Here is a 13,758-nt window from a genome sequence, read left to right on the forward strand (position 1 = left end):
GCCAGGCCAGAGGCAACGGCTAGGCGGCGCGCGCCGGCCTGAGCCGCAGTGGAATCGACAAGGCAATCAACGACGCCAGCACGCACAGCATCCCGGCCACGAAAAACGCCGGGATGTAGCTGGCCATCAGCGTGCGGGTCAGCCCAGCACCATAGGCTGCGAAGGCTGCGCCCAACTGGTGGCCGGCGAACACCCAGCCGAAGACGATATTGGCGCGCTCGCTACCGAACGTCTGCGCCACCAGCTTCACTGTGGGCGGCACCGTGGCGATCCAGTCCAGGCCATACAGCACGGCGAACAGCGACAGGCCCCACACGGTGAAGTCGGTGAACGGCAGAATCATCAGGGCAATACCGCGCAGGCCGTAGTAGCAGAACAGCAGCCAGCGGTTGTCGAAACGGTCTGACAGCCAGCCTGAACCCACGGTGCCGAAGAAGTCGCAAATGCCCATCATCGCCAGGATGCCCGCGGCACTGGTGGCCACCAGGCCGTAGTCGCCGCACAGGCTGATGAAGTGGGTCTGCACCAGGCCGTTGGTGCTGGCACCACACACAAAGAAGGTCAGAAACAGCACCCAGAACGTCCAGCTGCCACTGACGTCGCGCAATACTCGCCAGGGGCTGAGCAGCATGTTCAGCAGGCTGGTGGCACCGGCGGGAGTCGCCGCCACGGCGGCCTCACCGTAGGGTGGCAATTCCATGTCAGCCGGGCGGTCGCGCAACAGCGCCACCACCGCCACAGCAGCCACGGCCATGGCGCAGCATATGAACGACAGGCCAATGCGCCAGCCATGGTGCTCGGTAAGCGAGGCGAGCAAGGGCATGAACACCAGTTGGCCGGTGGCGGTGCTGGCCGACAGCAGCCCCACCACCAGGCCCCGACGCTGGTTGAACCAGCGCGTGGCCACTGTGGCGCCGAGCACCATGGCGGTCAGCCCGGTGCCCAGGCCAATCACCACGCCCCACAACAGCACCAGTTGCCAGAACTGGGTCATGAACATCGAACCGATCAACCCGCCCAGCACCACGGCCAGCGCCACCAGTACCACCCGACGCAGGCCGAAGTAGTTCATGAACGCCGCGGCAAACGGCCCCATCAGCCCGAACAAGGCAAAGCGAATGGCCAGCGCCGAAGAGATCTGCGCACTGCTCCAGCCAAACTCGCGTTCCAGGGGCACAATGAACACCCCCGGCGCGCCCATGGCGCCCGCCATCACTAGCATGGTCAAGAAGGTCACGGCGGCCACGACCCAGCCATAGTGGACGTTGCGCGTTGCCAGGCGGGTGGCGACAAAGGTGGAAAACATGGTCAATCCTTGCACAGGCCGGTGGCAGTCAGAGGGTAGGCACGTACTGCATGTCACCGTTGCCGAAAGACCAGTCCTCGCGGTTGACCTCCACCAGGCTGATCCACACGTCTTCCTTGCGCAGCCCGGTGCGAGCATGAATGCCGGAGGCCACCGCCTGGTAGAACGCCTTCTTCACCGCGGTACTGCGCCCGGTGTTCCAGGTGACCTGGATAAACACGATCTGCGGGCTGTAGGTTACGCCCAAATAGCCCTCGGCGGGGTACACCAGTTCGTCGCGGGCATGGCGGCTGATGATCTGGAACTTGTCATTGGCCGGCACGTTCGCGGTACTGGTCATGGCCTCGTAGACCACGTCGCTGATGGCCTTGAGGGTGTCGGTGGGCATGTCCTGGGCGACGTCGATGCGTACGAGCGGCATGGCGGTTAATCCTTTTATTGTCAAAATAGATGATGAACAACCTTTATACAGTCACTGTTTTACAACATGTGTGCAAAGCCGGCAAGCGCCAGGCTTCAACCGGTGGCCAGGCACACCTGTTCATGCCACACCTTGAGGCTGGACCACCGCGGTTGCGGCGGCCCCTGGCGCGACCAGTACAGCACCTGGCCACGGGCATTGAGGCAGAAATAATCACCGTTGTCTTCGATAAAAGGCAGCAGGTCGCGGGGCACGCCCTGGTGCTTCCAGGCCGCCGTGGCAATATCGATCAGGTCAAGGTCGGCGGAGCCTGGCAACACCACGGCAGGCTCGAATGAGGCGTTGGCGACATCGCTGCCACCCTTGAGAAAGGCCCTGTAGGCTGGGGGGAAATCCATGCCCAGACGTTGCTCGGCGGCATCGATCTCGGCATCGGTGGGTATACGAAACGGGTCATGACGCATAGGCAAGTGTCCTCGGACGCCGGTGGCGTGAGGACACTAAAGCACGGATGACGGCCTGGTGGAAACCGCTTTGGGTCAGGCCTGGCGAGGGTGCAGGATGGCCTCGACGGTTTGCGGGCGGCCGTAGCGCAGCGTAATGATGGCGCACCACACCAGCCCGGCCAGGGCCAGCACACCGCCGACCACGCCCACGTTGGCCACGCCCATGTGGCTGCTGACCACACTGCCCAGCAGCGCACCGCCGCCGATGCCGACGTTGTAGATGCCCGAATGCAGGGCCATGGCCACGTCGGTGGCGTCAGGCGCCAGCGCCAGTACCCGGGCCTGCAGAATCAGGCCGAAGCACATGATCGACATGCCCCACACCACGCTCATGCTGCCCAGCCCCGCGGCATGCCCTGCCAGCGGCAACAGCAACGCCAGGCACAGCGCCAGCGCGCCGATGGAGGCGATCAGCAGGCCGCGCGGAAAGCGGTTGTTGAACAGGCTGAAAACAATGGAGCCGATGATGCCGGCGCCACCGAACAGCAGCAACAGCAAGGTGGTCATCTCGCCGCTCAGGTGCGCCACAGCCTGGGCAAAGGGTTCGATGTAGCTGTAGGCGGTGAACTGCGCGGTAACCACTACCGCCGTCAACAGGTACAGCGACATCAGCGCCGGGCGCTTGAAAATGATGGGCAGGCTCTGCAGCGAACCGGAGTTCTGGCTGGGCAGCAGCGGCAGCGAGCGCGCCAGGATCAGCACGGTCACCGCCGACACCCCGGCAATGGCCAGGAAGGTGGTACGCCAGCCCAGCCACTCACCCACTACGCGGCCCAGCGGAATGCCCAGCACCATGGCCAGCGAGGTACCGGTAGCCAGCAGGCCCAGCGCCTGCACCTGCTTGCCGGCCGGCGCCACGCGCACGGCCAGGGAAGCGGTAATGGACCAGAACACCGCGTGCGCCACGGCGATGCCGATGCGGCTCACCAACAACACCGCAAAGCTGGGCGCCACGCTGGACAGCACATGGCTGACAATGAACATGGCGAACACGAACATCAACAGCTTGCGCCGCTCGATGTTGCGCGTCAGCAGCATCATCGGCAGCGACATCAGCGACACCACCCAGGCGTACACGGTGAGCATCAGGCCCACCTGCGCCGGGGTCATCTGGAAGCTGCCGCCAATGGCGCTGAGCAACCCCACCGGCACGAACTCGGTGGTGTTGAAGATAAAGGCGGCCAGCGCCAGGGCGATCACGCTCAGCCAACTGCCGTTGCGGGTATCGGTGATGTTCATGAGTTGCAGTCATTGCCTCTGCTGGATAAAGACGTCACTTGCGAAAAAACCACGCACGAACGCCCTGCCCGGACATTAAGTAGCCCGGGCAGAGCGTTCGGTCGGATTCTTATGGGTATTGGAGGTAAAGCCAGATGGCCGCCATTCTACGCCTGGATGGGTGCGCTCACAACCGCCCAAGCCCGAGGTTGAGCGGCCGCTGACGACTGGTGCGACCTGTGGCGCGCGGGGGCGAGCATTCCATTATCCTGAACACTCAGACCCTTTTATTATTTCCAAACTTACAACAAAAAACCAAAAAAATGGGCTGAAAGGCAAATTACAAGGGCTTTCAAGCCTCATGGCGAAAAATATTTTGCACATATAAAGCCGGGAAGTGTTTGACATAATAAACAGTTCTGGCAGGCTATGAGGCAGGTTACCGACCGGCGTGGACCCCTTGTCGCACTGCCGGCAGTGCTCGGAACCTCAGGTAGCACCCGCTTGATCGGGCCGCGCCTGCACAAAAACGATAGGCCGTGCCTGTCCCAAGGTGATATATGTCCAACAGCAACATTGGCAATAACAAACAAAAATTCCGCAAACCCGTTGTCCTCATGTCCATGGGTGCCCAGGAGCGCAAAGGGCACGACTATCAGGTCATGACCCACAAATACATTGTTCCCATCGTCGACCATGCCGGCTGCGTACCGGTGCTGGTGCCCACTTGCTGTGGTACCGACGACCTGGAGCAATACCTGGACATGGCCGATGGCGTGTACCTGACCGGTGCCGGCAGCAACATCGACCCGGCGCTGTACGGCCAGGAAAACCAGACCCCCGGCAAGTCCCAAGACCGCGACCGCGACCTGTTCGACCTGCCGCTGGTGCGTGCTGCCATTGCCCGTGGCCTGCCGATCTTCGGCGTTTGCCGCGGCATGCAGGAGATCAACGTGGCCCTGGGCGGCGACATCTACCAGAAGGTCTACGCCGAGCCTGGCTTCAATGACCATCGCGAAAACAGCGAAGACCCGGTGCAGGTGCAGTACGCACCGGCCCACAGCGTCAAGGTTGCGGCCAACAGCTGGTTGCGCACCTTGCTGGGCAATGACTCGATCCAGGTCAACTCGTTGCATGGCCAGGGCCTGAAGAAGCTGGGCAAGGGCCTGGAAGCCATCGCCCACGCCGAAGACGGCCTGGTCGAGGCGATTCACGGGCCAAGCCTGTCGCCGTTCCTGTTCGCCGTGCAATGGCACCCGGAATGGCAGGCGGCGAAAAACCCCGATTCGGTGAAAATCTTCGAAGCCTTCGGCCAGGCATGCCGTCGCCAGGTGCAAAAGAAGGCCGGCGCCTATGGCAGCGCCGCGTAACACGAGCACAACCCCGTAGCAGCGGCTGCCCGGCCGCCTCATGAGCGCCGCGCGGTACCAGACGCGCCACAGTAGGGTCTGACGCGACCTGGCGGCCGCTGCTACGGGTTTGCGGCACACAGTGCCGCACTCCCCTTACCTCCTGCCCGGCCCTCGCGCCGGGCTTTTTTTTTAAAGATCGCCCCAGCCTCCCGGCAGCGGTTACATCTGTAGCAGGCGCAAGCCGCGTCACCGGCACCACGCAGTGCCTGGCCTACCGCGTTGCAACACGCAGCCTGCGGCCGTTGCACAGGAACCGAGCGATAGATTGAGGCGTTTCTTCATCCGCGGCGCTTTGACGCAAGCACCCGCCGAACGGTAAATTCACTTCCATACGCGAAGTGGAGTTCACCATGCCTGCCTCACCCAGAAACACCGCGCTGCTGTGGATCGTGGCCTCGGGTTTCTTCATGCAGACGCTGGACACCACCATCGTCAACACTGCCCTGCCCTCCATGGCCAGCGCCATGGGCGAGAACCCGCTGGACATGCTGCCGGTGGTGGTGGCCTATTCGCTGACAATGGCCATGCTGACGCCGGCCTCCGGCTGGCTGGCCGATCGGTTCGGCACGCGGCGCATCTATTTCCTGGCCATTCTGCTGTTCGTCATCGGCTCGGTGCTGTGCGCGGCCTCGCAAAGCCTGCCCGAGCTGGTCACGGCTCGGGTGGTGCAAGGCATCGGCGGTTCCATGCTGTTGCCCATCGGCCGCCTGGCGGTGCTGCGCAGCGTGACGGGCGAGCAATACATCGCCGCGCTGGCCATGGTCTCGGTGGCCGGCCAGGTGGGGCCGCTGATCGGTCCAGTGCTGGGCGGCTGGATTGCCCAGAGCATGGCGTGGAACTGGATTTTCTTGATCAACATCCCCATTGGTGTGTTGGGCATGGTGGCAGTGCGCCGTTTTCTGACCGACGACGCCCTGCAAAAACCGCCACCCTTCGACTTTATCGGCTGTGGCCTGCTGTCCCTGTGCATGGCCAGTTTTTCGCTGGCACTGGATGTACCGGGCGACCGCCATCAGGGCCTGCTCAGCGCCGCGCTGTTCGGCATCAGCCTGATCACCGCGCTGTGCTACATCCCTCACGCACGACGCCGGCAGAATCCGCTGTTCTCGCTGACGCTGTTCGGCCAGCGCAATTTCAGCGTCGGCCTGATTGGCAACCTGCTGTGCCGCATCGGCTCGGGCGCCGTGCCGTTCCTGCTGCCATTGCTGATGCAACTGCAACTGAGCTATTCGCCCCTGCACTCAGGGCTGATGCTGCTGCCGGCGGCGGTGGGCGGCATCCTGTCCAAGCGCTGGGTGGTGCCCTTGGTGCAGCGCTTCGGCTACAACCGCTTCTTGCTGATCAACACGGTGCTGGTGGGCGCCAGCATCGCCTCGTTCGGGCTGATCTCGCCGGGCTGGCCATTGCCGCTGGAGATCTTCCAGATCGCCCTGTTCGGCGCCACCAATTCCATGCAGTTCGCGGCGATGAACAGCGTCACCCTCAAAGGCCTGGGCCCACGGGACGCCGGCAGTGGCAACAGCCTGTTCTCCATGGTGCAGATCCTGGCCATTGGCCTGGGGGTGATCATTGGCGGCGGCGTGGTCAACCTGCTGTCGGCCAGCGCTGGCGAGGCGGCATTGGCGTACCGCTGGGCCTTTATCGTGGTGGGCCTGTTTACCCTGGCCTCGGGGGTGATTTTTCGCGCGCTGGAGTCCGAGCGACGGCTGGCACCCTCGCCGTAGAGGGCACGCGCTGTTTTTCGATTAGACTCAAGCGACCTGCCAACACCCTCGGGTCGCCGCTCATGCCCAGCCCCAGCGCTCCCCTGCCCTCGTTGCTACTGCGCATAGAACTGGCGGACATCGAGCCCACCATCTGGCGCCACGTGCTGGTGCCGCCTGCCATCACCCTGGCGCAACTGCATGACGTGCTGCAGGCGTCACTGGGCTGGCACGACCTGCACCTGCATGAATTTCACATCGACGGCATCAACTATGGCGTGCCGGACCCCGACGGCGGCGATAGTCCACCGCTGCAGGATGAAGCCGGCAAGACCCTGCTGGGCGTCCTGGGCAGCGCCACCTCGTTCAATTATGTCTATGATTTTGGCGATGACTGGGAACATCAGATCACCGTCCAGCCTTACCGGCCCGCCAAGCATGCGCCGCCAGCCCCCGTCTGCCTGGATGGCGCCAATGCCGGGCCGCCTGAAGACGTTGGGGGCCCTTGGGCCTTCGGCCAGTTCGTGGAAGCCATGGCCGACCCGCGTCACCCCGAACACGAGACAATGCTGGACTGGCACGGCCAGCCCTTCGACCCGCAGGCCTGGGACATTGAACGGGTGAACCGCCGTCTGAAACGGCTCAGTCACACCTGGAGACGCCATGACTTGAACATCAGCTGAACGAGGAAACGTTTTCATGGAGCGATGACTCGGCTTCGACATTCCTTTCACAACTGTGCAATGGGAAGTGACTAGCATCACCGGCACTTGATCGACCAATGGATAGAAGATGGATCACGCCCACCGAATTCGGCTTCACGCTCTGCTGATTTTTGTCGTTGCCCTGGCGTTGTTCACGCAAGGTATCTGGAACGAACAACCCCAAGGGTTCGACGACCGCTGGGCCCTGTTCCTTCAGGAAATGTTCCGCCACGGCCCCAGCCTGTTCCCTACCACGTACGGCCAGCCCTATGCCGACTACCCCGGCACCGCGACCTTCCTGAGCTACCTGTGCGCCCGCCTGTTCGGCGCGCCAAACCACCTGGCCAACGTGCTGCCCACCGCCATCGCCTCGGCCGGCGTGCTGACCCTGTTGTATCGGTTGCTGGCACCGTCGAATCGCGCCTGGGCGTTGCTGGCCGTGCTGCTGACAGCGCTGACCACCCAGTGGCTGGAGAAGTCGCGTTCGGTGTGCCTGGACCAAATGAGCTCGCTGCTGTGCCTGGCCTGTTTTTACCTGCTGCACCGTGGTGAACAACTGGGTTCGAGGCTGCTGCGCTGGTCGGTATTCTCGCTGTTCGCCTTGGGCTTTGCGATCCGGGGCCCCTTGGGGCTGGTGGAAGTCTGCGGGGTAGCCTGTACTTACTGGGCCCTGGGCGTGGCCCATAGCCGGGAGCAGTCCATCACCCGAATCAAGCGCGTGCTGGTCTACGGTGTGGTCGGGCTGCTGCTGTTGGGCGGTGGTTGGTGGCTGCTGATGGAACTGGCGCGCATCGCCGGCGGCGAAGCCTTCGCCCAGGACGTGCGCAACATGCAGGTCGGCGGTCGCCTGGACGAAAGCGGCAAACCGTTCTTCTTCTACTTCCAGCTGAGCCTGTATCGCTATTTCCCGGTAGTGCCGTTGGCGCTGGCCACCTTGATTGCCCTGCGCCACCGCTGGAAAGTGCGCGACCAGGACGCCGACGTGCAAATGGCGATCCGCCTGGGCGCCTGCGGCCTGATGATTTTGCTGGGCCTGTCGGTGCCGCACTTCAAGCGCGCCTACTACGTGCTGCCCATGGTGCCGATGTTTGCCGCGGTGGCGGCGTACGGCCTGCTGTACGCCCAGGGCTGGCTGGCCCGTGTGACCCGCATTTACACCTGGCTGGTGGCGGTGTTGCCGGCGCTGGGGGTTGTGGTGGTATTTGTCTGCCGCCACCTGTGGCACAAACATGGTTACTGGCCGGATGTCTCCCTGTTGCTGCTGGTCGGCGTGCTGGTGGTGCTGCAAGTAGCCGCAGTGTGGGCCTGGCGCAGCAGCCCGCAGCGGGCACGGCAACTGCTGTTGCTGAGCACTATCGCGCTGGCGGCGCAGTGGTGGCTGCTGGTGAAAATGGTTGAACCCGAGCAGGACCGTCAGTTCGACACTCAAGCGTTCGTCAGCCAGGTTGAAGCGCTGCGTGCCAGTGCACCCGGCACCCTGGTGTTCGTGAACCTGGGACGTGATACCTGGGCGATTCGCTACATGATGAACCTGGACCACGACGAAGTGCCGCAGCCCCTGTTCATTGGCCAATCGGACCTGACCGCGCTGGCCACCCTGCCGCACCCGGCCTGGGTGATCGTTGCCCGCAGCGAACGCAACCTGCTGGACGGCACCCCACTGCAAGGCCAGGAGCCGGTGTACAGCGGCCGCCTGAACGGCAACGCGCTGCTGGTATTCAAGGCGCCGTAGCCTACCCGGAGCTGCCCCCAGGCTAGGAAGGCCCGCACAGCGGGCCCGTGCTCCACGCGCTACACGGGCTCGGCGACAATGGTGTTTTCGATGTAGCCGACGCCCTCGATCGACACCCGCCCCACGTCACCTACCGCCAGATACTGCGGCGGGTCCATTGCATTGAAACGCTGCACGCGACGCGTGAAAACAGGTGGGGGATGACGTGAAAGCCGGGCTCGAACGAGCCCGGCCGGACACTCAGGCGCCGCTGCCAGGCGGCAGCGGCGACGGGGCTGGAATCAGCCCTGGATCAGGTTGGGGATATCGACCTTGGGGCTAACGTCGGCGTCGTAGTCGACACCTGCGATTTCGAAACCGAACAGGCGCAGGAACTCGTGCTTGTAACCGGCGAAATCGGTCAGCTCGCTCAGGTTCTCGGTGGTCACCTTGTTCCACAGCGCTTCAACCTGGTCCTGGACCTCAGGGGCCAGTTCCTTGTAGTCGGCGCGCAGGCGGCCGTCGGCGTCCAGGATAGGCTGGTCGTTGTACAGGCTGTCCTTGAACAGGCCGTAGACCTGCTCGATGCAACCTTCGTGGGTGCCTTGCTCTTTCATCACCTTGAACAGCAGCGACAGGTACAGCGGCATGATCGGGATGGCCGAGCTGGCCTGGGTGACCACGGCCTTGAGCACCGACACGCGCGCGTCGCCACCCAGCGGGGCGAGGTTGTCGCGGATGGTCAGGACCTTCTTGTCCAGGTCTTTCTTGGCTTCGCCGATCGAACCGTTCCAGTAGATGTCGTGGGTCAGCTTCTCGCCCAGGTAGGTGAAGGCGGTGGTCTTGGCGCCGTCGGCCAGTACACCGGCTTGCTGCAGCGCGTCCATCCACATCTGCCAGTCTTCACCGCCCATCACGGCAACGGTGCCGTCGATCTCGGCCTGGCTGGCAGGCTCCAGGGTGGTTTCCTCCACGGTGCCCTTGTCGGTGTTGACACCGCGCTGGGTCACCGATTTGCCCAGCGGCTTGAGGGTGGAGCTCAGCAGCTCGCCGGTTTTCGGGTGCAGGCGGCGCGGCGCGGCCAGGCTGTAGACCACCAGGTCGATCTTGCCCAGGTCCTGCTTGATGGCTTCGATGGTCTGGCGCTTGATCTCGTCGGAGAACGCATCGCCATTGATGCTCTTGGCGTACAGGCCTTCAGCGTCTGCGAACTTGTGGAACGCGGCGGTGTTGTACCAGCCAGCGGTGCCTGGCTTCTTCTCGTCGCCTTCACGCTCGAAGAACACGCCCAGGGTCTTGGCACCGCAACCGAACGCGGCGCTGATGCGCGCGGCCAGGCCGTAACCGGTGGAAGCACCCAGCACCAGCACGTTCTTCGGACCATTGGCGACAGCGCCGTGCTGCTTCACGTAGTCGATCTGTTCCTTGACGTTCGCTTCGCAGCCTGCCGGATGGGTAGTCACGCAGACGAAGCCGCGAACGCGTGGTTTGATGATCATGTATAGAGCTCCCTGTACGGTGTGCTTTGGGCCAACATTGCGCGAACAACGTGACGTGGTTAAGTCATAGACGCGCGTAACGCGTGCGCGTCACGGCGGATGCCCATTGAGATGAGAATTCCGGAATGCGCGCATTGTAAACGCATTTACGAAAAACATAGCACCCACCCCGCGCCACACCCGCTCAAGGCCGTTGCCGCTGGCTCCGTTAAGCCAATATGCCCGGCATCGCAACGCCTCTACTGAAGAACTTTGCGCCCTCCCCCGAGTCGGTATTCACATACGCCCCGCCCCGGAAGGTAGCCCCATGCTCACACCCCAAGCACAGCCACTAGCCGACCAAGCCCCCGCCGTGCGGACGCTGCGGATTCTGACGGTGAATACCCACAAGGGCTTCAGCGCGCTGAACCGTACCTTCGTGCTGCCCGAGTTGCGCGAGGCCGTACGGGCGGTATCGGCCGATGTGGTGTTTTTGCAGGAAGTGCTGGGCATGCACCGGCTGCACGGCCAGCGGTTTGCCAATTGGTCGGACGTGCCGCAGTACGAGTTCCTGGCCGACAGCATGTGGCCGGTGTACGCCTATGGCCGCAATGCGGTGTACCCCGACGGTGAGCACGGCAATGCGCTGCTGTCGAAGTTTCCGATCCTGAGCCATGAAAACCTCGACATCACGGTCAGCGGCACCGAGCAGCGCGGGCTGCTGCATTCGATTTTGGCAGTGCCAGGGCACCGGGAGGTACACACGGTGTGCGTGCACCTGGGGTTGGGCGAGCGCCAGCGCCAGCAGCAACTGCACTTGCTGTGCCAACTGCTGGACGCCCTGCCCATCGACGCCCCGGTGATCGTGGCCGGAGACTTCAATGACTGGCGCAAGCGCGCCGACACCCTACTGGCCGGCTGCGGCATGACCGAGGTGTTCGCCCATGCCTATGGCGCCGTGGCCCGGACCTTCCCCGCGCGCCTGCCGCTGCTGTGCCTGGACCGGGTGTACCTGCGCAACGCCACGGCCATCACCCCCAAGGTGCTGGCGCGCAAGCCCTGGTCACACTTGTCCGACCATGTACCGCTGGCCGTGGAGGTGCGCCTGTGAATCGGCCATGGCGTGAGGACAACGCCGTGCAGTTGCTGATCAACGGCGAAGCGTTCTTCGACAGCGTGTTCCAGGCCATTGCCGCGGCCCGTGAAGAGGTGTTGATCGAGACCTTTATCCTGTTTGAAGACCAGGTCGGGCGCCCCTTGCAGCACGCGCTCATCGCCGCGGCCAGGCGTGGCGTGCGCGTGGAGGTGCTGGTGGACGGCTACGGCACCGCCGACCTGAGCCGTCAGTTCCTGCGCGAGATGGTCGAGGCCGGTGTGCACCTGCAAGCCTTCGACCCGCAGCCGAAAGTGCTGGGCATGCGCACCAACCTGTTCCGGCGCCTGCACCGCAAGATCGTGGTGGTGGACGGTGAAACCGCGTTTATCGGCGGTATCAATTACAGCGCCGACCACCTGCTGGAGTCTGGCCCCATGGCCAAGCAGGATTACGCGGTAAAGCTGCAAGGGCCCATCGTTGCCGACCTGCACCAGGCCACCCTGACGTTGCTCGACGACAGCAGTCGCGTGCGCCGGGCGGCGAAGCCTTGGCTGACCCCGCGCCAGACCATCGACGCCGACAGCGCCAAGGCGCGCATGCTGTTGTTGATCCGCGACAACCAGGCCCACCGCAATGACATCGAACAGCAGTACTTGGTGGCCATCCGCCAGGCACGGGAGCGCATCCTCATTGCCAACGCCTATTTCTTCCCCGGCTACCGGCTGCTGCGCGAATTGCGCGACGCCGCCCGCCGTGGCGTGGCGGTGACCCTGATTTTGCAGGGCATGCCCGACATGCCCCTGGTGCGCCTGTGTTCACGGCTGTTGTACAACTACCTGTTGCGCGATGGCGTGCAGATCCGCGAATACACCCAGCGCCCGTTGCACGGCAAGGTGGCTGTGGTGGACCGCCAATGGGCCACGGTAGGCTCCAGCAATCTGGACCCGTTGAGCCTGTCGTTGAACCTTGAGGCCAATGTGATCATTGACGATGAGGACTTCAACCAGCGCTTGCACGCGCATTTGGCGGAGCTGGCCGAGCACCACTGCAAGACCGTGACCCTGCAGCGGGTGCTGCGCGGTTACTGGTGGCGGGCGCCGCTGATTTTTCTCAGCTTCCACTTTCTGCGCCATTTCCCGGCCATTGTCGGCATGTTTCCGGCCCACTCGCCCAAGCTGGCACCCTTGGGCCCGGTGATGCCGGAGCCGGTGGAAACGGCCCAGGACAAAGCCTATGACTAGCCACGCACAACGCTGGAAATGGCTGCGCCGGGGCGTGAACGCGCTGTTCCTGGTGCTGGTGCCCGTGCTGTTGGTGGTGTTGCTGCGCAACCTGGACTGGCAGGAAGTGGGCCGCGCCCTGCGTGCCTACCCCTGGCCACTGTTGGCCGCGGGCGCGGCCATTGCGCTGGTCAGCTATGGGGTGTTTGCCAGTTACGACTTGCTGTCGCGCCGCTACACCGGCCACCACCTGCCCGCGCGGCAGATACTGCCACTGGCGTTCGTGTGCTACGCGTTCAACCTCAACCTCAGTTCCTGGGTGGGCGGCATTGCCCTGCGGTACCGCCTCTACGGCAAGCTGGGCCTGGACGTGCCGACCATCACCCGCATCCTCAGCCTGGGCCTGATCACCAATTGGCTGGGCTACCTGCTGCTGGGCGGCGCGCTGTTTGCCGCCGGGCTGCCGGTGCTACCCGACAGCGTCAAGGTGGGCGAGACCGGCCTGCGCCTGATTGGCGTGGCCATGCTGCTGGCCGGGGCCGCTTACCTGTTGGCCTGTGCATTCGCCACGCGCCGTACCTGGCGGGTTCGCCGCCAGTTCATCACCCTGCCCGGTTTTCGCCTGGCGGCGGCCCAGGCACTGCTGGGGGCGCTGAACTGGTGCCTGATGGCGTCACTGATCTACCTGTTGCTGCCCGACAAGGTGGGCTTCCCCAGCGTGCTGGCGATTTTGCTGATCAGCAGCATCGCCGGGGTAATCGCCCACATTCCTGCCGGCCTGGGCGTGCTGGAAGCGGTGTTCATGACCCTGCTGCAAGGCCAATACTCCAAAGGCACGCTGCTGGCCGCCCTGCTCGGCTACCGGGCCTTGTACTTTTTACTGCCGCTTTTGATCGCTTGCGTGATCTACCTGTACCTGGAACGGCGCGCGCGCAACGTGGCCCAACGCCGGGCGCACGCGGCCGAGCACTGAGCCGCTAGTG

Annotated in this window: 13 protein-coding genes; 7 read left to right on the top strand and 6 right to left on the bottom strand. The window is 63.8% G+C overall.

All coding sequences use genetic code 11. The features are described 5' to 3' along the window. Positions 1–19: 19 nt before the first annotated feature. The 4 genes from PMM47T1_RS24170 to PMM47T1_RS24185 form a co-directional block, all read right to left on the bottom strand. Positions 20–1,306, bottom strand: coding sequence for an MFS transporter (locus tag PMM47T1_RS24170; protein WP_008373957.1), 1,287 nt, complete (start codon positions 1,304–1,306; stop codon positions 20–22). A 28-nt stretch (positions 1,307–1,334) separates the two neighbouring features. Next, on the bottom strand, positions 1,335–1,727 hold the full coding sequence (locus tag PMM47T1_RS24175; RefSeq protein ID WP_008373958.1) for a tautomerase family protein: 393 nt from the start codon (positions 1,725–1,727) through the stop codon (positions 1,335–1,337). A gap of 95 nt (positions 1,728–1,822) precedes the next feature. Continuing rightward, complete coding sequence (locus PMM47T1_RS24180; RefSeq protein WP_008373960.1) at positions 1,823–2,191, bottom strand: SMI1/KNR4 family protein; 369 nt, start codon at positions 2,189–2,191, stop codon at positions 1,823–1,825. A 75-nt stretch (positions 2,192–2,266) separates the two neighbouring features. Then, complete coding sequence (locus tag PMM47T1_RS24185; protein WP_008373961.1) at positions 2,267–3,472, bottom strand: sugar transporter; 1,206 nt, start codon at positions 3,470–3,472, stop codon at positions 2,267–2,269. 539 nt (positions 3,473–4,011) lie between these two features. Between PMM47T1_RS24185 and PMM47T1_RS24190 the strand changes: the two genes are divergently transcribed. The 4 genes from PMM47T1_RS24190 (at position 4,012) to PMM47T1_RS24205 (ending at position 9,002) form a co-directional block, all read left to right on the top strand. Beyond that, positions 4,012–4,821: a gamma-glutamyl-gamma-aminobutyrate hydrolase family protein gene (locus tag PMM47T1_RS24190; RefSeq protein WP_008373963.1), complete on the top strand. Its 810-nt coding sequence runs from the start codon at positions 4,012–4,014 to the stop codon at positions 4,819–4,821. Between the two features lie 392 nt (positions 4,822–5,213). After that, on the top strand, positions 5,214–6,587 hold the full coding sequence (locus PMM47T1_RS24195; RefSeq protein ID WP_008373965.1) for a DHA2 family efflux MFS transporter permease subunit: 1,374 nt from the start codon (positions 5,214–5,216) through the stop codon (positions 6,585–6,587). 62 nt (positions 6,588–6,649) lie between these two features. Beyond that, the gene (locus PMM47T1_RS24200; RefSeq protein WP_008373967.1) at positions 6,650–7,249 is read left to right on the top strand and encodes a plasmid pRiA4b ORF-3 family protein; all 600 of its coding nucleotides are present in this window, start codon (positions 6,650–6,652) and stop codon (positions 7,247–7,249) included. A 109-nt stretch (positions 7,250–7,358) separates the two neighbouring features. Beyond that, positions 7,359–9,002 carry an ArnT family glycosyltransferase gene (locus PMM47T1_RS24205; protein WP_008373968.1) on the top strand — a complete coding sequence of 548 codons (1,644 nt, stop codon included), beginning with the start codon at positions 7,359–7,361 and terminating at the stop codon, positions 9,000–9,002. Between the two features lie 59 nt (positions 9,003–9,061). On the opposite strand, the gene PMM47T1_RS30475 is transcribed toward PMM47T1_RS24205, so the two are convergent. Both PMM47T1_RS30475 and fabV read right to left on the bottom strand, forming a co-directional pair. After that, on the bottom strand, positions 9,062–9,178 hold the full coding sequence (locus PMM47T1_RS30475) for a fumarylacetoacetate hydrolase family protein (RefSeq protein WP_238536656.1): 117 nt from the start codon (positions 9,176–9,178) through the stop codon (positions 9,062–9,064). Positions 9,179–9,283: 105 nt separating this feature from the next. Continuing rightward, entirely contained in the window at positions 9,284–10,480 is a 1,197-nt protein-coding gene (fabV, locus tag PMM47T1_RS24210) for an enoyl-ACP reductase FabV (protein ID WP_008373970.1), read from the bottom strand. 307 nt (positions 10,481–10,787) lie between these two features. Between fabV and PMM47T1_RS24215 the strand changes: the two genes are divergently transcribed. The 3 genes from PMM47T1_RS24215 to PMM47T1_RS24225 are packed head-to-tail and all read left to right on the top strand — an operon-like array spanning position 10,788 to position 13,748. Beyond that, positions 10,788–11,570, top strand: a complete 783-nt coding sequence (locus PMM47T1_RS24215; protein WP_008373971.1) for an endonuclease/exonuclease/phosphatase family protein — start codon at positions 10,788–10,790, stop codon at positions 11,568–11,570. Beyond that, positions 11,567–12,796 carry a cardiolipin synthase ClsB gene (gene clsB / locus PMM47T1_RS24220; RefSeq protein ID WP_008373973.1) on the top strand — a complete coding sequence of 410 codons (1,230 nt, stop codon included), beginning with the start codon at positions 11,567–11,569 and terminating at the stop codon, positions 12,794–12,796. The genes PMM47T1_RS24215 and clsB overlap by 4 nt, the downstream gene beginning before the upstream one ends. After that, positions 12,789–13,748, top strand: coding sequence for a lysylphosphatidylglycerol synthase domain-containing protein (locus PMM47T1_RS24225; RefSeq protein WP_008373974.1), 960 nt, complete (start codon positions 12,789–12,791; stop codon positions 13,746–13,748). Before clsB ends, PMM47T1_RS24225 begins: the two co-directional genes overlap by 8 nt. Positions 13,749–13,758 lie beyond the last annotated feature (10 nt).

The organism is Pseudomonas sp. M47T1, assembly GCF_000263855.1.
Taxonomy (GTDB): Bacteria; Pseudomonadota; Gammaproteobacteria; order Pseudomonadales; family Pseudomonadaceae; genus Aquipseudomonas.